General features: G+C 41.3%; 18 protein-coding genes. 10 read left to right on the top strand and 8 right to left on the bottom strand.

Annotation, left to right across the window (positions count from 1 at the left end; translation table 11 throughout):
- Positions 1-260: 260 nt before the first annotated feature.
- Positions 261-1,358: an AI-2E family transporter gene (locus Q0R88_RS15955; protein WP_295717868.1), complete on the top strand. Its 1,098-nt coding sequence runs from the start codon at positions 261-263 to the stop codon at positions 1,356-1,358.
- Positions 1,359-1,466: 108 nt separating this feature from the next.
- On the opposite strand, the gene Q0R88_RS15950 is transcribed toward Q0R88_RS15955, so the two are convergent.
- The 5 genes from Q0R88_RS15950 to Q0R88_RS15930 all read right to left on the bottom strand — a co-directional run bounded on the left by Q0R88_RS15950 (position 1,467) and on the right by Q0R88_RS15930 (position 7,370).
- The gene (locus Q0R88_RS15950) at positions 1,467-2,801 is read right to left on the bottom strand and encodes a pitrilysin family protein (RefSeq protein ID WP_295717864.1); all 1,335 of its coding nucleotides are present in this window, start codon (positions 2,799-2,801) and stop codon (positions 1,467-1,469) included.
- Positions 2,802-2,818: 17 nt separating this feature from the next.
- Entirely contained in the window at positions 2,819-4,198 is a 1,380-nt protein-coding gene (locus tag Q0R88_RS15945) for a pitrilysin family protein (protein WP_295717862.1), read from the bottom strand.
- A gap of 118 nt (positions 4,199-4,316) precedes the next feature.
- Positions 4,317-5,018: a hypothetical protein gene (locus Q0R88_RS15940; RefSeq protein ID WP_295717860.1), complete on the bottom strand. Its 702-nt coding sequence runs from the start codon at positions 5,016-5,018 to the stop codon at positions 4,317-4,319.
- A 297-nt stretch (positions 5,019-5,315) separates the two neighbouring features.
- Positions 5,316-7,160: a UbiD family decarboxylase gene (locus Q0R88_RS15935; protein ID WP_295717857.1), complete on the bottom strand. Its 1,845-nt coding sequence runs from the start codon at positions 7,158-7,160 to the stop codon at positions 5,316-5,318.
- Positions 7,161-7,232: 72 nt separating this feature from the next.
- On the bottom strand, positions 7,233-7,370 hold the full coding sequence (locus tag Q0R88_RS15930; RefSeq protein WP_295717855.1) for a hypothetical protein: 138 nt from the start codon (positions 7,368-7,370) through the stop codon (positions 7,233-7,235).
- Between the two features lie 112 nt (positions 7,371-7,482).
- On the opposite strand from Q0R88_RS15930, the gene Q0R88_RS15925 reads away from it, so the two are divergent.
- The 3 genes from Q0R88_RS15925 (at position 7,483) to Q0R88_RS15915 (ending at position 8,993) form a co-directional block, all read left to right on the top strand.
- Complete coding sequence (locus Q0R88_RS15925) at positions 7,483-8,319, top strand: sulfite exporter TauE/SafE family protein (RefSeq protein ID WP_295717853.1); 837 nt, start codon at positions 7,483-7,485, stop codon at positions 8,317-8,319.
- Positions 8,320-8,328: 9 nt separating this feature from the next.
- A complete protein-coding gene (locus tag Q0R88_RS15920; protein WP_295717851.1) occupies positions 8,329-8,715 on the top strand; it encodes a DUF1634 domain-containing protein in 387 nt (128 codons plus the stop codon).
- Positions 8,716-8,777: 62 nt separating this feature from the next.
- Positions 8,778-8,993 carry a KTSC domain-containing protein gene (locus Q0R88_RS15915; RefSeq protein ID WP_295717849.1) on the top strand — a complete coding sequence of 72 codons (216 nt, stop codon included), beginning with the start codon at positions 8,778-8,780 and terminating at the stop codon, positions 8,991-8,993.
- Between the two features lie 5 nt (positions 8,994-8,998).
- On the opposite strand, the gene Q0R88_RS15910 is transcribed toward Q0R88_RS15915, so the two are convergent.
- A complete protein-coding gene (locus Q0R88_RS15910) occupies positions 8,999-11,452 on the bottom strand; it encodes a TonB-dependent receptor (RefSeq protein ID WP_295717847.1) in 2,454 nt (817 codons plus the stop codon).
- Positions 11,453-11,726: 274 nt separating this feature from the next.
- On the opposite strand from Q0R88_RS15910, the gene Q0R88_RS15905 reads away from it, so the two are divergent.
- Entirely contained in the window at positions 11,727-13,034 is a 1,308-nt protein-coding gene (locus tag Q0R88_RS15905; protein ID WP_295717844.1) for an alpha/beta hydrolase, read from the top strand.
- Positions 13,035-13,231: 197 nt separating this feature from the next.
- Here Q0R88_RS15905 and Q0R88_RS15900 read toward each other — a convergent pair whose 3' ends face one another.
- Entirely contained in the window at positions 13,232-13,708 is a 477-nt protein-coding gene (locus Q0R88_RS15900) for a DinB family protein (RefSeq protein WP_295717842.1), read from the bottom strand.
- A gap of 84 nt (positions 13,709-13,792) precedes the next feature.
- Between Q0R88_RS15900 and Q0R88_RS15895 the strand changes: the two genes are divergently transcribed.
- A complete protein-coding gene (locus tag Q0R88_RS15895; protein ID WP_295717839.1) occupies positions 13,793-15,577 on the top strand; it encodes a DUF885 domain-containing protein in 1,785 nt (594 codons plus the stop codon).
- Positions 15,578-15,836: 259 nt separating this feature from the next.
- Here the strand turns inward: Q0R88_RS15895 and Q0R88_RS15890 are convergent, their stop codons facing one another.
- Positions 15,837-16,082 (bottom strand): hypothetical protein, encoded by a 246-nt coding sequence (locus Q0R88_RS15890; RefSeq protein ID WP_295717836.1) that lies wholly within the window; start codon positions 16,080-16,082, stop codon positions 15,837-15,839.
- A gap of 153 nt (positions 16,083-16,235) precedes the next feature.
- Here Q0R88_RS15890 and Q0R88_RS15885 point away from each other — a divergent pair, with 153 nt between their 5' ends.
- The 4 genes from Q0R88_RS15885 to Q0R88_RS15870 all read left to right on the top strand — a co-directional run bounded on the left by Q0R88_RS15885 (position 16,236) and on the right by Q0R88_RS15870 (position 22,206).
- On the top strand, positions 16,236-17,144 hold the full coding sequence (locus Q0R88_RS15885) for a DUF6263 family protein (protein WP_295717833.1): 909 nt from the start codon (positions 16,236-16,238) through the stop codon (positions 17,142-17,144).
- A gap of 98 nt (positions 17,145-17,242) precedes the next feature.
- Positions 17,243-19,258, top strand: coding sequence for an NAD-dependent DNA ligase LigA (gene ligA, locus Q0R88_RS15880; protein ID WP_295717832.1), 2,016 nt, complete (start codon positions 17,243-17,245; stop codon positions 19,256-19,258).
- Positions 19,259-19,432: 174 nt separating this feature from the next.
- A complete protein-coding gene (locus Q0R88_RS15875; protein WP_295717828.1) occupies positions 19,433-19,666 on the top strand; it encodes a hypothetical protein in 234 nt (77 codons plus the stop codon).
- Positions 19,667-19,755: 89 nt separating this feature from the next.
- Complete coding sequence (locus Q0R88_RS15870) at positions 19,756-22,206, top strand: DUF5686 and carboxypeptidase regulatory-like domain-containing protein (protein ID WP_295717826.1); 2,451 nt, start codon at positions 19,756-19,758, stop codon at positions 22,204-22,206.
- Positions 22,207-22,342: the final 136 nt, after the last annotated feature.

Raw genomic sequence — 22,342 nt, 5'->3', positions numbered from 1 at the left:
CGCAGGTGCTGGCGGTGATGAAGTGATAGGTATGACTTGTGAATTTTTCACTATTTATGTCCTCTCGGGGTCTCTCGCAGAGGACCCTGAGGTTCCACGATCACTACGCATAAACGCGGCCTTCGTAAATGATACAGGCTTAGTACAACCGCAGGGTCTCTCGCAGAGGACCCTGCGGGGACGGAATTATTTATCTAAATCAAAATAAAACAATTGTGTCATTTACTCCTTGATTTGGGTATACCTTATTTCCTGCCTGTATGCCTGTAAAAGAATACCCTTTTTATCTCAAGAGTACCGTTATATTGTTTGGTCTCATTTTATTGGTTTATGTTTTCGCTCAGCTTGCCGATGTAATGGTCCCGTTAGCATTCTCGGCCTTTATTGCCATTTTGCTTAACCCGCTTTGTAACCGGTTTGAGGATAAAAAGATTCCCAAACTATTTTCCATTATGATTACCATGTTAATTGCAGCTATTGTAATAGCAGGGTTGTTTTATTTCTTATCCACCCAGATTATTCAGTTTGGCGATTCGTTGCCGATGCTGAAGCAGAAATTTGCCTCTTTAACTGTATCGGCAAAGGAATGGGTAGCTACCACCTTTGGCCTGGCGGTGCAGAAGCAAAACCAGATGATCAAAGATGCTTTGGATAACAGCCAGTCGATGGTTGGTAAAACTCTGGGGTCGGTTTTGGGGACCCTGGGATTGGTGTTTGTGGTGCCGGTGTATGTTTTTTTGATACTGTACTATAAAACGTTGCTGCTTAATTTCTTTTACGAAGTATTTTCAGAAGAGAACTCTAAACGTGTGGCAGATGTGCTTAAAGAAACCAAGTTGGCTATCCAGAGTTACATCATCGGTTTACTTATCGAAATGGCTATTGTAGCCGTACTAAATTCTACGGCGTTGATGTTGCTTGGTGTAAAATACGGGATCCTGATAGGGGTTATCGGCGCTATCTTAAACCTGTTGCCCTATATAGGTGGTATTATTGCTATAGCTTTGCCTGTACTAATGGCTACGGTAACCAAGGATGGGTATTCTACGCAGTTGGGTGTGGTTATTGCTTACCTGGTAATTCAGTTTATTGATAATAACATCCTGGTGCCGCGCATCGTATCGTCCAAAGTACAAATCAATGCGCTGATATCTATTATCGTGGTATTGTTGGGCAATATGCTTTGGGGATTATCGGGTATGTTTCTTTCCATACCGTTTATAGCGGTACTCAAAATTATTTTCGACCGCATAGATGGCCTTAAACCATGGGGCAAGTTACTTGGCGATACCGTACCCACCCGCCACAAAGGGCAAATATGGGGCAGAAGGAAAAAGGCTGTGCTTCCTGTGGAGTAACTCAAATTCAAACTTGAAACCGGGCAATGGGCAATTTGCTTATCTATCCCTATAAAAGCCAAAAGCCAAAACCGCTATGCAATTTTGACTTTTGACTTTTGACTTCAATTAATGGCTGACGCCGTTTTCGCCTTTGTTTAAAGTTCCGTTGATATATAATACCTGGTTTACTTTTTTAGGATCGCCCTGGTATACCCAAACAATATTATTGATATAGGTTTTAAAGGCATTATTAACCTGATCGGTTGTTAGTTTTTTAACATCATCAACCAGGGTTAAAGAGCGTTTCCAGTTGTTGAACAGCACTTCGTTTGATGCAATTGATGATGCCTGCGCGCTGTTGGTTTCATTTTTATAATAGAAACCGGTAAGGTATGTTACCTTCATATTGGCTACCTCTTCTGGTTTAAAACCATCGGTTTTTACCTTATCAACCAGTTTATCAAACACAGCTATATATTTATCGGGCTGGGTGGTTGCTACCGCAAACCTGGCTGTTGATGTTTGCCCAACGCTAAACCACGCTTGTGGCGAATAGGATAAGCCATTGTTGGTACGTACATCTAAAAAATGACGGTTGGCAAATATCCGCATGGCTACGTTAAAGGCGTCAAAATCCTCGCTGCCGGGGATAGGGCCACTGGTAACACCTTCTACATAGTTGGTAGCCAGATCACGCGACTCAACATTGATGCTGTTTTTATAAACCCTGAACGATGCTTTTTTAAACTCAAATGCACCGCCTTTTTTTACACCATCAAGCATAGCCTTAACTTTGGCTTCAATTGTAGCCTGGTCAAGATCGGCCACTACCACAATCAGCAAACGCGATTTGGTGAATATGGATGAGTAAAAAGCTTTTGTTTCTTCCGGGGTTAATTTAGAAATGATATCAACTGTTCCGGCCGGATCTTTAGCATAGTCGCGGTTTACAAAAGCTATCTTATCAGCAAGTTTATCAATAGCCGCATCAGGCTGAGAGTCGGTGCTTTTTATTTGGTTGATAGCATCCTGTTTAATACGGGTAAATTCCTTGGCATCAAAACGGGGCTGAGTCATGGCCTCCACATACAGCGGCCAAACTACATCCAGGTCGCTTTTAATACAGTTCATGCGCACTACCGAGTAGTTTTTGTTACTGTAACCGTAAACGGTGGCGCTTACTTTATCCAAAATGTTTTTAAAGCTATTTTTATCGTGGTTAACAGTTCCGCATTCGGTAAGGGCGCTCATCGCCATTGATTCAATCCCCATTTTATCGGCCCTGTAGTTTTGTACACCGCCTTTAATAATGGTTTGTATCTCCACAATATCGTTACCGCTGGGCTGTACTATTACTTTTACGCCATCAACAGTGGTTTCATAAGCAGCCTTTTGCGCCTGCGCTGTTTTTATACTTCCTATCGCCGTTGCAATTAACAGGGTGATTATATATTTCTTCATCATGATAAGATTTAAAATTACTTAGCTACAAAAAATGAAGCTGCATTTAATTGTTTACTTAACTCAGGTGCTATGATCAGGCCTGCAGCGTATGGTTTACCTGTTATGTAAGTGCTTACAAACTTTTGTATATCGGCACGGGTTACTTTTTGGTAATTGCTATCCAAATCGGTAGCAAAATCAAGCGAGGTACTGCACCACTGGTAGCTGAGCTGGCTGGCTAATGATGATGGTTTTTCTTTACGGTGAACGCTGTTTCTTAAAAGAATAGCCTTGGCGTCTTTCAACTGCTCATCTGTATAGTAATCTGCTTTGCCCCATTGGCTTATCTGGTTTATGATCTCATCATAGCATTCTTTTAGTTTGGTAGGGTTAGGTTCAATCCCCATATCTACCGGACCAACGTATTTGCTGGTAGTATAATTTAAATACACACTGCTTGCAAGTCCCTTATCAACCAAAGCCTGCTGTAATTTCGAGGAGTTTAATCCAAGGATAGTGCTAAATACATCCGCAGCAACAGTTGATGCCGAATCAGTTAAATAGGATGGGCCCTGCCATGAGATCTGCATAGAAGGGGTTTGCGCTATGGTAGTTTCTTTTATAAAATACTCGCTTTTGGTTAATGGCTTAAACGGCGGGATAGGGTATTTTTCGTGTGGATTGAAACCACTGCTGGCCCAATCGCCAAATATCTTTTCGGCCATGGCAAAGGCTGCATCATGTTTTACATCGCCGCAAATGGTAAGCAAGCTATTGTTGGGGAAATAGTATTTGTTTTTGATGATCATCATCTTTTCGGGAGTGGCGGTGTTGATCACTTCATGTATCCCTATGGCGTTTTTACGGGTGATAAGATCGCCCCAAAGCTTTTGTTGAATACCAAACCACAGCTGGAAACCCGGATCACTTTCGGCACGTTGAAATTCGCCGTCAACAACTGGGCGCTCCTTTTTCATATCTTCCTCGCGGTAAATAGGGAAACGGATAGCGGCGTTCATGAACTTTAAACCTGCGTTAAGGCTGTCCCTATCAAAAGTAAAGAAGTAGTTTACACGCTCAACATCGGTAGTGCCATTAAAAATAGCGCCAAGTTCCTGTATGCGTTTTAAAAATGCTTCCTGGTTTGGATAATCCTTATTAGCCTTAAAAAACATGTGTTCAAAAAGGTGACTTAAGCCACTAAATTCCGGGCCCTCGGTATAGGCACCATTTTTTACGGCAATTTCTATGGTAGCCAAAGGCACCTTGCTGTTTTCAATAACAACCACTTCCAGTCCGTTTGGAAGCTTTTTCCAGAAATAGCCTTCGGGCAGGCGGGGTTGGGCAATCGCTATGCAAAAGCTGAATACCCCAATAACACTAAGTGTTAATTTTTTAATAAGATTTTGGGTCATATATTAATAATGTTTTAAACACTATAAATATATTGGTATAAATTATGAAAAGGAAAATTTTAGCCCTTTTTAACTTAATTGTTAGTTATATGTAATGGGTGCTAACAGGAGTTGCATATTACATGTTCGATTTAATACTATTATAAGGCAGACCCATATCATCAATGGAGTATTGGGTAAGTACACTATCTTTTATAGTAATGTAGTCGCCACGATCAGTAACCATCCATTTTTCAACACCATCTTTATGAATTACTGTTGGGATAGTTGCCGAAACTACTTTGCCCGTGGTATCCAGTTCCAGTATATAATATTCTTTCTTCGGATCGGTTAAATCTCTGAATGGGATGATAACCGTATGGTTATTATCATCAATAAAGTGCCCGAAAAAATTTTGATCCTTTAATTCTTTAGGATGAAAACCGATGAGCTTTTTAGCAGTTTGGGCAGATACGCCTATGATTTTTAACCTTACAATATTGCCATCAGCATCTTTTAAAGTATCCTGCATGGTTGCTATTTGGGCATTGGGGTATTTAGCAATGGCATAAAAATTATTCACACCCGTGTTTTTATCACTATGGCCGGGTAGCAAATAACAAAGTTGCAGGTTGGGTAATGCAGCGCTATCAGCTTTTATTTTGCCGGCGATGCTAAGCAACTGGCTCTCGGTTAAACGGCCATTGATATTAACAATTACCTTACTGGCAGTATCTGATTTTGTAACTCTTGATATGGTGTAATGGGGTACATCTTTTTTAGTGCAGCTAAATGCTGAAAGGATAATTAAACAAAGCAGTATGTATGTTGTGTTTTTCATAGCGTACAAAGATAACACGATTTAAGGACTTGGTGTGATGGACCGGATTTTTGACCGCCGATTTCTGTATGATTAGGTTGATGCCTCAAGTTCGCCTGAACTTGTTTCATGATCCCACAGGACAGGAGCCCGCATGATGTTGCCCTTGCATTTGGGGTGCTGATCCGCTGGCCAGCGGACAGCATGACTTTTGGGGATAATTTATCCTTGCTCCTTTGTCCGAAAATCCTTTATCTGAAAGTCCGAACGTCCAAAAGTCCTTTGTCCAAAAATCCTTACTCCTTGCTCCAAAAGATCCTAAATAATCCCATAAAGTGCTCCACCTTTTTCGCCCATTTTATCAACCAGTTTTTCAACTTCAGGTACCCGTTCCAGTACGGGTGCATGGTGCGGCTTAATGCGGGCATCAATAATAAGCGGACCGGTACAGCCCCAATGTTTGTGATCGGTAAAGCTGCCTATACCGTAAATATCGTGCGAGGGATTGCTCCGGGTAAAGGTTACCCAAACAAAGTTGTTGATGTTTTGAGCAGCAAAGGCGGCGTCATCACACAGTACTATCAATGGTAACCCGTTTAGTTCTTCCTCCTCTTCTTTAAGGCGATATTCAATAATGCTGATAATGTTATCTATATCCTTGTGGTTTACGTGCTTCGGCACTTCAACCATCAGCACGCCGGGCATAGCCATTTTGAAGTTGCTGACCGGCTTGGGCAGATCAAACCATGATGGCAGTTCAGTCCATAGTTCACGTTTAATTTCTCCGGCTACGGTGATGGCAACTTTACTGCCTGTATTAAGCCCATCGCCACTATAGTCAAGGGTATCAATGGTTGTCCGGGTATAAAAGTGAAGGTCGCGGGTAAGGTCAACGCGTTGCAGCATGTGGCGCAGAAACGCTTCAATGTTATTTACATCTAATGCGGTATCATCTTCCTGTCCGGCAATCAACAGGTATTTGGCCAAACTCAGCTGACTTTTGCCTAAAATATGATTGGCAATGGTTAGTATCTCCTGTGGTTTGCGCTCTTTGATATAGGGCGTATAACGCTCGCTGCCGATAGCAAATAACAGCGGGTGTACACCTGCCGCATCTACCGCGTTAACGGCGTGCAGGCCGGGGATCTCCTTCGGGATAGCGGCGCCGCTAATCTCATGGATAAGCGCCCCAAAGCTGGTATCCTCCTGTGGCGGGCGACCAACCACCGTGAACGACCAGATGGCATCTTTACGGTGGTATACGTTGTGAACCTTAAGCAGCGGGAAAGGGTGTTTTAAACTATAATAACCCAAATGATCGCCAAACGGACCCTCGGGTTTATTCTCCAGCGGCATAACCGTTCCGGTGATCACAAAGTCCGCGTCCGAAGAAATACAGAATCCCTCGTCATCATAAAAATACCGGAACCGGCGGTTACCCAAAGCCCCGGCAAAGGTCATTTCTGATAAACCTTCGGGCAGGGGCATTACCGCGGCAACGGGGTGGGAGGGCGGTCCGCCAACAAATATGCTCACTTTTAAAGGCTGCCCTTTTGCATTTGCTTTGGTTTGGTGCACGCCAATACCGCGGTGCAGCTGGTAATGCAGGCCAATCTCTTCATTCAAAATATAATCGTTACCCGCCAGCTGTATCCGGTACATGCCCAAATTGGCATTCATAATGCCCGGTTTATCGGCATCCTCGGTATATACCTGTGGCATGGTTACAAAGGGGCCGCCATCCATGGGCCAGTTCACTATCTGCGGAATATCACTTATCTTACATTTACCCCAATTTACCGGGGCGTTGCTGCTGCCTTTCATCGGCAGGGCAGATAGGGCGGTAAGTGCTACGTTGGCGTATTTAAAGGGATGCTTTATGGCCTTTAGCGGATCGTTTTTTAGTTCGACAAGAGTTTTGATCTTATCGAGTGTATCTCTGAAAATAAACTTAGAGCGCTCCAGCGTACCAAACAAATTAGATACCGCGGGGAATTTGCTTCCTTTTACATTTTCGAAAAGTATGGCCGGACCCTGGTTTTCAAACACCCGGAGGTGAATGGCTGCCATTTGCAGATACGGGTCAACTTCTTCTTTAATACGTACCAGGTGACCATGCTTTTCCAGGTCGGCAATACAAGCCTGTAAACTTTTATAACCCATGCGCGAAATTACTCATTACTGGTTAGTGATTGGTCATCGAAGTTATTTTTTTGCCGATGAATTCAATGGTTGTCATTGGTCATTGGTGGGTATGTTTTTGCCGATAAATTTGATGTAAGCATTAAGTTTTAGGTGGATTAGCTTTAATTTTTTTATTTGCAGGTGATAAGTATCCTCCTCAATTTCCAAATCTTCTAAACGATTACTCATAATTTCGAGTTAACTTAATGACTAATTGTTATATATTAAAATACTTGCCGAAACCCGGGTGGCTATCTAAAAAAGTTATTACTATTTTCGCAGATAAATATTGCTGCAAATTATGTCGGTAATTGTACTAACGCTTATTATTCTTATCGGCTCGTATTTTGCGGGATTACTGGGTTCATTAACCGGTTTGGGTGGTGGGGTGGTTATTATACCCCTGCTTACGCTATTGTTAAAGGTTGATATTCATTATGCCATTGGCGCATCGCTGGTATCAGTGATTGCAACCTCTTCAGGTTCGGCGGCGGCTTACGTTAAGGAGGGCATCACCAATATCAGGCTGGGTATGTTTTTGGAAATAGCCACTACTGCCGGGGCTATGGTAGGCGCGTTGATAGCCATTTATATTCCTACTCATTATATCGCGGTTTTATTTGGGTTGATATTAATCCTGTCGGCCGTGATGTCTTTAAAGAAAAAGGCCGAGATTATTAATCAGGAGCCAAGCAAACTGGCCGAAAAACTAAAGTTGAACAGTACTTATCCATCGGTCAAAGGGCCTGTGGCTTATAAGGTTAAAAATGTAAGCGGCGGCTTTTTTATGATGCTGTTTGCGGGCGCTATATCGGGTTTGCTGGGGATAGGATCTGGCGCATTAAAGGTGCTGGCAATGGATACCATTATGCGTATCCCCTTTAAAGTATCCACCACGACAAGTAATTTTATGATAGGTGTTACGGCGGCAGCAAGCGCGGTTGTGTACCTGCAACGCGGATACATTGACCCGGGATTATCCATGCCCGTTGCTATTGGAGTTTTGCTGGGCGCACTTAGCGGCTCAAAAATACTGGTACATACCAGTTCATCGGGCTGGTTGCGTTGGGTTTTTGCCGTAGTAGTAACCTTTTTGGCTTCGCAAATGATATATAACGGATTTACAGGGAAAATATAGTTAATACTAATGGCAAATAAGCGATTCAAAGATGCCGACATGCAATCCATAATAGGATGGATACTGCGCGCAGGGGTTATCATATCCATGAGTGTGGTGTTTATTGGTGGTTTGCTGTACCTGTACCGGCATGGGCAAAGCCATGTTGATTATAGCACCTTTAAGGGGGTGCCAGATTTTGTACATAGTGCAAGCGGTATCATTAACGGTATTTTTACATTACGTGGCCGGGCCATTATACAAGCCGGCGTTATATTGTTGATTGCCACACCCATAGTAAGGGTTGTATTCTCTGCCATCGGTTTTGTATTGGAGAAAGATTACCTGTACCTGTGCATTACCTTGTTGGTTTTACTTATCATTCTGGCGAGCATGCTGAGCGGCCACGCTGGTTAAATATTTTTTAAAACCTTTTTGTCCATATAAATATTATATATAATAATATTAAAATTGAGACTATGCAAAGGCAACCTGTACAGTCATCGGCACTAAATAGCGCAGGCTATGATCCTGCCTCCAGGATATTGGAACTGGAGTTTAGGGATAGTGGAGGTGTTTGGCAGTATTTTGGCTTTTCGAAGGCATCATTTAAGAAATTCATACACGCCGAATCATTAGGTAATTTTTTTGTAACCCGCATAAAAGGCAAATACCCAGAGTTAAGGATCAAATAAGCATATTAGTTGCCTGTGCGCCTTTGTTCATCATCGCTCCCGGTGTTGTGTTTGGTAGCCGATTTAACGGTAGCTTTTCCAAAACGGTATGAAAAGCCTATTCTCCACACACGGGTTTCTTTTTTGTTGATTTCTGATAAATCGACGTTTTGGTAAGCGGCATGGTTGAGGTCACGGTCGGTATTGAAAACATCATTCAGATTTATTTTTATACTTCCGCGTTTATTAAATAGTTGCTTACTGATACCGGCATTAACAGTATAGCTTTGTTTAAGCTGATTAACACCATATAAAGTAGGCGATTCATACCTGCCCGAAATCTCGGCAGAAATAGTGCTGCTGAGCACAAAAGTTTGTGTACTGTTAAAAATAATATCCTGCGATGCCTTGTTGAAATTGCCATTAGCCGCGTATGCTTTATAACGCAGGTATGATGCATCCAAATTGAAATTAGCCGACCACCAGCTGGTAAATTGTACAGGTGCATAAAACGAAATTCCGTAGGAGAATATGCGGCCAAAGTTTTTACGCTCTGTTATGTTAACCTTGGTGGTATCATTTTGCCGGTATACCGGAAAATCATAGGCGTCATCAGTTTGACTGTAATATAATGAGGTTATAAACTCACTGTTATAAGTGTGTGATAGCTGGATGGTAGTAGTAAACTCAGGCTTTAAATTTGGATTACCAGAGCGGTAATCATAAGGATCTGTATAGTATAAAAACGGATTAATATCCTGGTAATCGGGGCGGTGGATACCACTGTTATAGCTTACGGTGTAAACATTTTTATCATTATAGGTATATGACGCCTGTGCCTGCGGAAAAAGGTTAAAATAGTTATTACTGTTGGTAACCCCATTGTTTTGGTTTAACGCGAACGAGCTGCCTCTTGAAGCAGTATTTTCGGCACGAAGACCAGCGGTGATATCCCATTTGCCAATTTTATTGATGTAATTAACATAGCCCGAGCTTACAACCTCGGTATACAAAAAGCGGTTACTGAAATTGGGGTCGGCCTGGTAGATATTGATTCCGGGTAGTTTGGGGCCAAACAGGAGGGTGTTATCACTCTTCGCATGGTTATATTTTGCGCCAACCTCAAATCTCGCGGTTTTTGATAGCGGGTTAATGAAATCTATTTTCGATGTCCAGATGTGGATGCTTGATGGCGAAATGTTTTCCAGCATCATATCGTCACGATAAGTATCACCATTGGGCAAATAAAACGTATTGGTAATAAATTCATCGGAGTGGCGCACGTAAGTAGAGTAATTTACATCTGCCGCAATGCTTCTGCCGCTTTTATCCAGTACTCCATTATAATTAATATTATAATTTAAAAAGCTGCTGCTCCTTGTCAAATCTGATTGCGCTGTAATTAAAGAATCGAGCTTGTTTTGGTTAGATATTTTTAAATCATTATTTTTTACAAAGGCATCCTTTTTTACAATGCCGCTAACCAAAAAACCGATGGTTTGCTTTGACGAAAGGGCATAATCGGCACCAAATCTGAAGTTATGATTTTGTGTTTTTTGGATATTATTATAGGCAACATTATAATTGCTTAACGTATCATTATATTTAATGTTACGATTGGTGTTAATACTACGGTGGGTTTTACCGTCATCATATGTATAGCTGCCAAATATATTAAGGTTTGCTGTGCGGTTATTGAAAACTATTCCGGCCCTGCCTTTGGCATATTTACCCATGCCGGCACCGGCTGTAAAGGTGCCGTTTGTGCCTACGTTTTTGCCTTTTTTAAGCACGATATTAATAATGCCACCACCCGATGCATCATATCTGGCTGATGTGCTGCTGATGACTTCAATCTGATCAACGGTACTGCTTTGCATGCCGCGCAACATGTTATTAAGGTCGTCGCCGGTAAGGTTGGTTGGTCTGCCATCAATGGTGATCAAAGCCGGCTGCCTGCCAATAACACTCAGTGATTCCTTATCGTTGCCGAGATGTACCCCCGGCGATTGGCGTAATATATCATAGGCCGAATTACCATCGGCCAAAACACTATTTTGAACGTTTAGTATAATTTTACCGGGCTTTACTTCAATATAAGGTTTGCGGGCCACAATTGTAACATCTTTTAGCTGGGTGCTTACCTGTTTAAGGATAATGTTAGGAGCAATAAAAGTTTGGCCTGCTGATAATGTGTAAGGGCCCGAGTAAACTTTGTTGCTGCCTATCTGGGTTACTAAAAGTAAATAATTTCCTGATTTTAAGTTGCTTAACTGGTATTTTCCAAGTTTGTCAACCAGTCCGGAGCTGATAATGGTTGAATCGGCGTATTGCATAAGTACAACCGTCGCCGCCTCGGCGGGGCTATTAGTATCCATCAAAACTTTACCTTGAATGGCAGAAGATTTTGTTTGCGCAAGAGAAATAGAGCACACTCCAATTAGGAATGCAAAAAAAATGCTTCCGAATAAAACCCTCATTAACAGTAGATGTAGAAATTCCCGATATTTTTCAGTTTAGAAAATGTAACGCAATATAACACAAAATATTAAATTGATAATATTTTAACAGTTTGTTTTTTACAATATATTAATACTAAAGTTTTGCCGCTATTTGTTGTTTTTTTACGAATAATGCATTTTATAAACAAACCCCGCGTTTAGAATTAAATATGTAAATCAATTAAAATGAAACCCATACGTTTTTTATTAATTTCGCATCAAACAGGCATATGCCGGTTGGAAGATTATAACCATGAAGAAAGTTAGTTTTTTAGTACTTATCATATGTTTTGCAACTAAGCTTTTTGCACAAACAGAGCCGGTTAATTATAAGGCTGCATTAAGCAGGTTTAAACAGTTTTACAACAACAGCAAGCCCGATAGTATTTTCAATTATTTTAGCCCCGAAATGAAGGCGGCCCTGCCATTGGAGAGTTTTAAAACCACCACCCTGCAACTAAAAACGCAGATGGGCGACCTGGTAGATGCCGATTTTGTGAAACTTGCAAGCTCGGTAGCTTCTTACAAGGCAACATTTAAAAAAGGAACATTTCTGTTAAATATAGCCTTAAACACTAAAGACCAATACACCGGTTTGTTTTTAAAACCATATGAGGACGATGCTGCAACTGCTACCAAGCCCGCAGCGCCAACATTTACAATGGATCCATCCATTACCGAAACGCCTGTATCTGTAAAAAATCTTGCGGGCTCTATATCCGGTACATTGGCAATGCCTAAAAATGTAACAGGTAAAGTACCGGTAGTATTGATCATTGCCGGATCTGGCCCGACTGACAGGGATGGTAACAGCCCCAAGTTAGGTTTATCAGCCAATATTTATAAAATGCTTGCCAACGAATTGGGCAAAAGCGGTATCGCATCGTTACGTTATGATAAGCGTTTGGTTGGTCAAAGTGTAAGCTCGACTACAGAAAATCAAATAAGGTTTGAGGATTATGTGGAAGATGCTGTTAACCTGATAAATTTCCTGAATGATGATGAGCGTTTTTCGAGGGTGATTGTATTGGGCCATAGCGAAGGATCATTGGTAGGTATGCTTTCATCTATTGATGAGCCGGTAAAAGGGTTCGTTTCCGTAGCAGGCGCCGGCGATTCGGCAGATATTATTCTTACCGAGCAAATGAAATCGCAGCCCACACATATTTCTGAAGGATTTAAACGGATGCTTGACAGCTTGAAAAAAGGAAAAACAACCGATAATATCGATCCTTCGTTATATTTCGTAGCAAGGCCCGGTATTCAAAAATACCTGATGTCGTGGTTCAGGTATAATCCTGCCAGGGAGATAAGGAAATTGAAAATCCCTATCCTGATTGTTCAGGGCACTACCGATCTGCAGGTAAAAGTTACCGATGCCGAAAAATTAAAAAAGGCCAAATCGGATGCTATACTTGATATTATCCCGGAAATGAACCACGTTTTAAAAGAAGCGCCAGCAGATAAGGATAAAAATATAGCCACCTATAATCAACCCGATCTACCCCTCAAACCAGAATTTGTGAAGGCGGTTATTAGTTTTGTGAAGAAGGTAAGGTAGTTTGTTTTACTATCGAGGCAAGGAATAAAAACCGGGCACTCTGAATAATGAAATAACGTTAAAGAAGGGTTGTCATGCTGAGCTTGTCGAAGCATGTGGGCAAAGGCCTCTGCGCGCGCCCCTTCGACAGGCTCAGGGTGACAGGCTTTTTTAGAAAGCTTTTATTTAAAATCCCCCCTTTAGGGCGTTAGGGGAACCTATTCCCAAATTCCCAATAATCTCCTGATTACGATGATCTCTGCTACATGGTAGGCCATATGGTCTGCCACCTGCAATGCTTCACGCAAAATATTCTGGCCTTCCCCATGAGGGATTCTGGTAAATATATCGGCGGTTTTCACCAGGTTTATGAGTTCATCAAGGTCTTTATTTATTTGTTTAACCGATTGATCCCAGGCTTCATCGCTCCCGGGGGCAATTTCTTTTGGCCAGTAGTCATCGGGCCATTTAGGCGATTGATGGTTGCTATCCTTACAAAACTCCAGCATATCCCACTGTGCAATGCGGATATGCTCAACTAATTGCCAAATGCTGTAAGGTAATTTATCGGGCTTTGCGCCACGCTGGTTTTTAGGTAATCCGTTTAAAGCTTTTTTGATATCAGCATGCGCATTACCTCCCTGCAGCAGATGCACTACTTCTTCTATTAAAATTTCATGTTGGCTATTCGTCATGTTCAAAGTAACAAATTAAGCACCTGTTTGATTTATATGCCTTAAATGTTTTAAGTTTATGCGGCATTATAATTCAATTATCCCGTGATAAAAAATATTCTATTTAAAATAGCATTGGCTGTTGTGCTTTTCATGATAGCTTTAACCGGCTGCAAAAAGGAAGGCGCAAGCAGCTATCCCAACTTTGGTAAAGATGATGAAGCTTTCACCATTTATGAAAACTCTTTCCTGGAGGCTTTATGGAAACAGAACCCTGACTGGGCTACCTCTGTTGGTTACCATAAATATGATAGTTTGCTATTTATCCCTAATCAGCAAAGCCGCGATAAAATGCTGGATTTTGCCAAAGTGCAGAAAGATTCATTAAGCAGATTTGATGTAAACACGCTTAACGAAAGCAATAAGGTAGATTATAAAATGATGGAAAATCAATTGGATTATGCCCAATGGCAGATAAAACAGTTGAAAAGTTATGAATGGGATCCGTCATCATACAACGTAGTTGGCACTTTTGCCTATATATTAAATGAGCATTACGCCCCGCTGCCTAAACGTTTGCGCAATTTTTATCAACGCATGGTGAATGTGCCGTTTTTTTATAAAGAAGCCCAAAAACAGATAAAAAATCCAGTTGCGGAATTGACCAGCCTTGCTATTGAGCAAAATCTGGGTGGTGTGGATGTAATTGAAAAAGACTTTGCCGATTCGCTGCAGAAAACCAATATCCCCAAGGCCGAACAAAAGTTAATGACCGATAGGGCCGCCATTACTGTTAAAGCTATAAAAGAGTATGCCGCATGGTTAAAGAATTTAAAGAACGACCACCCACGCAGTTTCAGACTGGGTAAGGATCTGTATGAAGATAAATTTAAATACGAAGTGGTAGCAGAAAATACTGCTCAGCAAGTTTACAATGCCGCTGTACTGCGTAAAAAATATGTTCATCAGCAAATGGCTAAAATAAGCAGGCAGTTGTGGCCAAAATATTTTGCTAATAAAGCGATGCCTGTTGATTCATTGCAGATGATTGCCCAGATGATTGATACCCTGTCGGCAAATCACGTCAAGCCTGACGAGTTTCAGTCGGCCATTGTGCAGTTGATCCCTAAGCTTAACAATTTTGTACGAACCAAGGATCTGGTAACGCTTGATCCTACCAAGCCGCTCATCGTTCGTAAAGAGCCGGGTTATATGGCAGGTGTTGCGGGAGCATCTATGAGCGGCCCCGGCCCTTATGATAAAAACGGAAATTCCTACTATAATGTAGGTAGTTTATCAGGTTGGCCAAAAGAGAAGGCAGAAAGTTACCTGCGCGAATACAATCAATACATCATCCAGATATTGAGTATCCATGAGGCTGTTCCCGGCCATTATGTACAAGGTGTTTATGCCAACAAAGCGCCGAGTATCATTAAAGAAGTATTTGGTAATGGCGCCATGGCCGAAGGCTGGGCTGTATATAGTGAGCAGATGATGCTGGATGCTGGCTATGGCAATAATGAACCCGAAATGTTGCTGATGTGGTACAAATGGAACTTGCGTTCGGTATGTAATGCTATATTGGATTACAGTGTACACAGTAACAACATGACCAAAGAGCAGGCTATTAAAATGCTTACTACCGAGGCTTTTCAACAACAGGCAGAAGCTGACGGTAAATGGAAAAGGGTGAGTGTTAGCAGTGTTCAGCTAACCAGCTACTACACCGGTTTTAAAGAGATCATGGATCTGCGCGATGCCTGGAAAGATAAAATGGGGGATAAATATAAGCTTAAGGATTTTAACGAAAAATTCCTGAGCTATGGCAGCGCACCGGTTAAATTTATTAAAGAAGCTATGCTGGCAAAACCTGTAACGAAAAAGCTATAGAGCTTTAAATTTAAGGAAGAAAATAACGTTTAAAAGTTTGTCATCCTGAACGTAGTGAAGGATCTATTAGCAGACTGTACAGGGCGAAGAAGCATAGCGAATATGGATCCTTCACTGCGTTCAGGATGACAAAATGTTTTTTTTGAAAATAACACATCTGATCAGCACAAAAAAGATAGCCCATGAATAATAAATTCCCATGGACTATGAACCATGAGCCATTATCCATGAACTATCAAATTCTTTGTTACCTGGTTTATTAAGAAGCGTAATGACTTTTTATATGGAATGCAAGCTGGGCCATGATGTTATCTTCCAGTTTACCCTGACAGCAAACAACGCTGCGGTTTTCATCAAAATTAACTTCAGCGATAATTTTACCCTGGTCAACCACGCGGAACTTTCCTGCTTCGTTGGGTAAAATAGCTACTACACGTTCATCATTTTTAAAATTGATCAACACGTGGAACTGACGCTGTGGTAAAAATGCTATTTGTTGTAACATAAAAACCCTCCTTTCGGTTAATAAAACGCTTAAAACTGTAAAGAGCCAATACTTAAATAAAGTTAATAAAATTAGTTTTAATTATTCGTTAAAATTATTACATTTTTTTTGATAAAATAATGTAATATCTTAGCCTTATAAGCTGGTATCTATATGAAATTTCTATTCAGCCTGTTTTTACTGTTAATTACAACCGTGGCCTGCCAGGGGCAAAAGTTAAAACTCGTTTTGCATTTAACAAAAGGTAATACTTACAATATGATTACCACTACAACATCTGCCATAAAGCAAACCATAAACGGGCAGGTGAATAATATTGATGTTACTATATCAGGAACTACATCATTTAAAGTGCTTAATGCCGATGATTCCCTCTATTATATGGAGGTTACCTACAAAGGCCTGACTATGAAAATGCAGCTACCCAACGGGCCGGTTAGTTTCGATTCACAGAAAAAAGACCCTGCAGATATCATGTCATCTATTTTGGGCGGCCTTATAGATAAACCCTTTACGGCCACTTTTACCAAAAGCGGTAAAATTCATTCGGTTGAAAATGTGGAAAGCATGATATCCTCGGTTTTGGATGGTTTTCCGCAGCTGCAGGGGGCGCAAAAAGATCAGCTAAAGGCAAAGTTCATACAATCATTTGGCGGTGGTGCTATTAAAGGAAGTATTGAGATGTCAACAGCTGTTTTTCCGGAAATAGCTGTGGCGAAAAATGATAAATGGACTATACACACCAGGCTGCAAAGTACCATGAAGGCCAACGTAACAACAGTTTATCAGCTAACTGATGTTACCCCCTCCAGCTACGTGATACATGGCGAGGGTGCCATAATAACCATCGTAGATCCGGTGGAAGGTATGCCGATGAAATATGACATGAAGGGTACCATGGTATCAGATGTTAAGGCTGATAAAGTAACCGGCTGGATTACCGAATCAAAAATTAAACAAAGTATCAGCGGTACCGTATCCATAAAAGATAACCCGGATACCCCCGGCGGTATCACCTTCCCCATGAGCATGATTGGCGAAACGGTTATTACCGATAAGTAAAAATTTATGGTTGGTGGATCATAGTTTGTTCATCAAAAAAGAAATGAACTATGATTTATGAACCATCAACCAATTGACTAATTTCTTAACTTCGTCCCATGTCACCCGCCGAAGCTAAAACCCAGATCCAGGCATTAACCGCCGAGTTAAAGCAGCACAATTACAATTACTATGTGCTGGCTATGCCTACTATTGCCGATTTTGATTTCGATAAAAAGTTAGAGCAACTCAACAAGCTGGAGAAGGAATTTCCGGAGTTTGCTGATCCCGATTCGCCTACGCAAAGGGTAGGCGGTGATGTCACCAAAGAGTTTGTAACGGTAAAACATCGCTGGCCAATGCTATCATTAGGTAACACGTATAATGCGCAGGAGCTTGTGGAATTTGATCAGCGTATCCGTAAGGCTATTGGGGATAGTTTTGAATACGTTTGCGAGCTTAAGTTTGATGGCCTTAGCATGAGCCTGACTTACGAGGCTGGTAAACTGGTACGTGCCGTAACCCGCGGCGATGGTACACAGGGTGATGAGGTAACAACCAATGTACGCACCATTCACAGCATCCCTAAAAAGTTAGATAAGGGTGAGTTCCCCGAGTTGTTTGAGATACGCGGCGAGGTATTTATGCACCTAAAAGCATTTGAGCGGTTAAACAAAGAGCGTACAGACAATGGTGAAGTGGCCTATGCCAACCCGCGTAATTTTGCATCGGGCACCATGAAACTCCAGGATTCGGCCGAAGTGGCCAGGCGCCCGCTGGATTGTATTCTGTATGGATTATACACCGAAAAAACTTTGTTTAAAACCCATTGGGAAAGCCTGGAAGCTGTAAAAAGCTGGGGTTTTCATGTAGATAACCACAGTGCCTTATGCAGCGACATCAATGGCGTACTGGAATTTATAAACAAATGGGATAAAGACCGTTTTGGTTTGAGTTATGATATCGACGGCATAGTTATTAAAATAAATAATTACTCGCAGCAGCAGGAGCTGGGCTTTACCTCCAAATCGCCCCGCTGGGCCATATCCTATAAGTTTAAAGCCGAGCGCGTGGAAACCGAACTGGTGCAGGTAACTTACCAGGTTGGCCGTACTGGTGCGGTTACGCCGGTAGCCAACTTAAAGCCGGTGCTATTGGCCGGCACTACGGTAAAACGGGCGACCCTGCACAATGCGGATGAAATTACTGAGCGCCTGAAACTACACGAGCACGATACCGTTTTTGTTGAAAAAGGGGGAGAGATTATCCCGAAAATCATCAGTGTAAATTTAGATAAGCGCAAGCCCGATGCAAAAGCTATAGCTTATATAACCCATTGCCCGGCGTGCAACACAGCTTTGTTACGTACCGAAGGTGAAGCTGCCTGGTACTGCCCTAATGATGAAGGCTGCCCGCCACAGATAGTGGGTAAAATGCAACACTTTACTGGTCGAAAGGCGATGGATATTGATGGTCTGGGTGATGAAACAATTGAAACCTTATTTAAGCAAGGATTTATTAAACGGATCAGCGATCTGTATAACTTGCATGAGCATAGCGTTGAGTTAAAGAAACTGGGCCGTTTTGGCGAAAAGTCCATCAACAATATGCTGGAAGGTATCGAAAAATCAAAGCAGATGCCGTTTGAAAAAGTATTGTTTGGCCTGGGTATCCGTTATATTGGCGAAACGGTGGCCAAAAAACTGGCTTTTCATTTTAAAACAATAGATAAGCTGATGGCTGCAAGTTTAGAAGAACTGGTAGCTGCAGAAGAAATAGGCGAACGTATTGCACAAAGCATTATTGAATATTTTGGCAACGAAACACATCAGCAGGAAATAGAAAAATTAAAGGTACAGGGCTTGCAGTTTGTTGTTGTTGAAAATGAAGTAAAACTGGCCAGCGAGAAGTTAACCGGGCAAAGTTTTATTATATCGGGTGTTTTTGAAAAATTCTCGCGCGACGAATTGAAAGATATTATTGAGCAAAATGGTGGTAAAATATTGAGTAGTATTTCGGCTAAATTGAGTTATGTTGTGGCGGGTGATAACATGGGGCCTGCCAAGCTTGAAAAAGCACAAAAATTAAATATCCCAATCATAAGTGATCAGGAATTAATAGATAAGGTAAGCTGAAATTAGGGTGTTTTTTTTATTTTCGATAATTTATTTCCTGTTGAGAAACAATACATACTAATAAGTCTTTTTTGAAATAAATTAAAAAATTCGACAGTAATATTTACGTAGATTGTAATAGGTATTTCAATCACATATTTTCTAAACCGGGTTTACTTCCAATTTGATCTGAACATGAAAAATTTTGTACAAATTCAGGAGAGCATATTTTGTGAACCCTGTAAGGATTGTGGCGCCAGGCCTGTAATTGAACAACAGAAAAGTAAATTTATTGTAAGGTGCCCCACCGACAAAAATCACTATCAAACTAAAGCCGGATTAATAGATATTGACGATTGGAATCTGAAAAATAAAGTGCATCCTTCTTTGGGCGCAAAAAGCGCTCATCCCTCAAAAGAAGCTTCCTGATCAATTACCAAACGGCATTTCACATAATTTAACAATTTTTTGGCTTAACATTCAGTAAATAAGCTACATATTAGCATAAACTATGCTAAATGAAATTAACCGCGCTGTTCCTGCTGTTTTGGGGTTTAACTATCCGCGTGTTTTCGCAGCAGTTGAGTATCAGCGGCAAAATTACCGATGAAAATAACAAGCCTGTTCCTTTTGCATCGGTTTATATAAAAAACACAACCAAAGGCGTATCTGCCAATAGCGAAGGAGCCTACCAGTTGCTGCTAAAGCCAGGTACTTATGAACTGCAGTTTAAGGCGGTAGGATTTGGGCAACAAAGCAAACAGGTATCACTCGCGCAAAACGAGGTGATAAACATCAGCCTAAAGACAGAAACCTATCAATTAAAAGATATAGCTATACATGCCGGGGGCGAAGATCCTGCTTATGCAATTATCCGCAAGGCCATAAAAAAGCGAAAGTTTTATTTAAATGAAGTAAATGCCTACACCTGCGATATTTATATAAAAGGGTTGCAAAAACTATTAGCTGCCCCAAAATCATTCATGGGTTTTGATGTGCAGAAAGCTACCAGCGAGGCTGGCCTCGACTCCAATCGTAAGGGGATTGTTTACCTTTCAGAGTCCGAATCAAAATACAGTTTTATGCGGCCCAACCTGGTACATGAGGTACAGGTATCATCAAAGGTATCGGGCTACAACCGGGCCTTTAGCTTTAACAGATCATCAGATATGCTGGTGAACTTTTACCAGAATTTCCAGAATTTGAAAAGCCTCAGCAACCGCCCACTGGTATCGCCCATTGCCGATAATGCCTTATTTTACTACAACTATAAACTAATAGGGGTAACTGTTGAAAATGGAGAAACCATCAACAAGATACAGGTAACTCCCAAGCGCGGTTATGACCCTTGTTTTGAGGGATATGTATATATACTGGATGATAGTTGGCGGCTTTCGGCATTGCAGCTTTTTATCACCAAAAAGGCGAATATTAATTTCGTAGATACACTGAAAATAAACCAGCAGTTTTATCCGGTAAATAACAAGATATGGATGCCGGCCTCTATTAAGTTTGAGTTTACCGGAGGTGTTTTCGGCTTTAAGCTGGGTGGGTATTTTATCAGCGTTTATAAAAATTATGATTTAAACCCGGTACTTAATAAAAAGGATTTTGTGGAGCGGATCAATATCAGTAAAGGTCATGATAAGGATTCGGTTTACTGGGCGCAGGAACGCCCCATACCGCTCACCGATGAAGAAAAGACGGACTATGAGGTTAAAGGGAAGCTGGCCATTAAACGCGAATCAAAACCCTACCTCGATTCGCTTGATAAAGCCAATAACACTTTTAAATTAAGCAATTTGCTGCTTACAGGTATTGATACCCGCAACCGGTACAAAAAGGCATATCTTCACTACGGGAGTGTGTTGAGCTCGGTTTTGTACAATACGGTTGAAGGGTTTGCTATAAACTACGGGGTGACTTATAGTAAGCTCATAGATACTATTGACAACAGCTTTATAACTGTAAATGCAAGGGTACGCTATGGGTTCAGTAATCATTTATTTAATGGTGTGGCCGGGATTGCTATCCCGGTAAAGCGGATGACGTTGAGTTTTAATGCCGGGTCTGATATTACTGATATGAACAATAATCAGCCCGAATCTCAACTTTTAAATTCGGTGTATAGCCTGTTCTATAGGCAGAATTATCAAAAGCTATATCAAAAACAATTTGCGTCGGCATCCTTTTCCGGGCGGATCAGTGGCGGATGGCAGGCCAGTGCCTATGTAGAGTGGGCTAACCGTAAATGGCTGCCAAACAGCACAAACTATAGCTTTTTCCATCGTGATGACAGGCAGTTTACTTCAAACAATCCTTTGGTGCCTGCACAGGATGTTCCTCTGTTTCCCGAAAATCAGTCGTTTAAAATAAGCGCGCGCACCAGCTATGATTTTAGCAACCGGTATGAAACCTATCCGTTCGGTCGCAGATACCTGCCATCCAGCTATCCAACTATCGGTATCAATTATACCAAAGGAATAAAGGGTGTACTTGGAAGCGATGTGGATTACGACCAGCTGAGCGCCGATATTGCCAAATCAAATATCGATCTGGGTTTTTATGGGCAAACGTCTTTTTTTATTGGAGCAGGTAAATTCCTTAATGCAAGCAAGGTTTATTACCCCGATTACAAACATTTTGATGGTAACCAGCTGGTAATTTATAAGCCAGCTTTTAATCGCTTCCTGCTTTTGGATTATTATAATTTTAGCACGCCGGATAAGTACATTGAGGGGCACCTGGAGCACAACTTCTCGGGATTTATCACCAATAAGATACCCTTTATCCGCAATTTAAAATTGCAGGAAATCATTGATGTAAATTATCTGTATACGCCAACCCTTAAAAATTATACCGAGCTGGGTTTCGGCCTGCAATACCGCGCTATAAGGGTATTGTACGGTGTGAGTTATAACAGTGGGAGTAATATGAGAAACAATGTAGTGATAGGGATAAGCCTTTAGTACCAAGTTTTAGTATCAAGTCCTTAGTATCAAGTATCAAGTACTTTTCTGTTAGTTTGATAGAGCACTCGCTGCTGATCTCACAAAATCTTGATATTTGATACTAACTACTTGATACTATCAGTACTTTTCTGTT

It is taken from the genome of Mucilaginibacter sp. (assembly GCF_025362475.1).
In the GTDB taxonomy this organism is placed as follows: Bacteria; Bacteroidota; Bacteroidia; order Sphingobacteriales; family Sphingobacteriaceae; genus Mucilaginibacter.
This window is presented reverse-complemented; position numbering and strand designations above follow the sequence as displayed.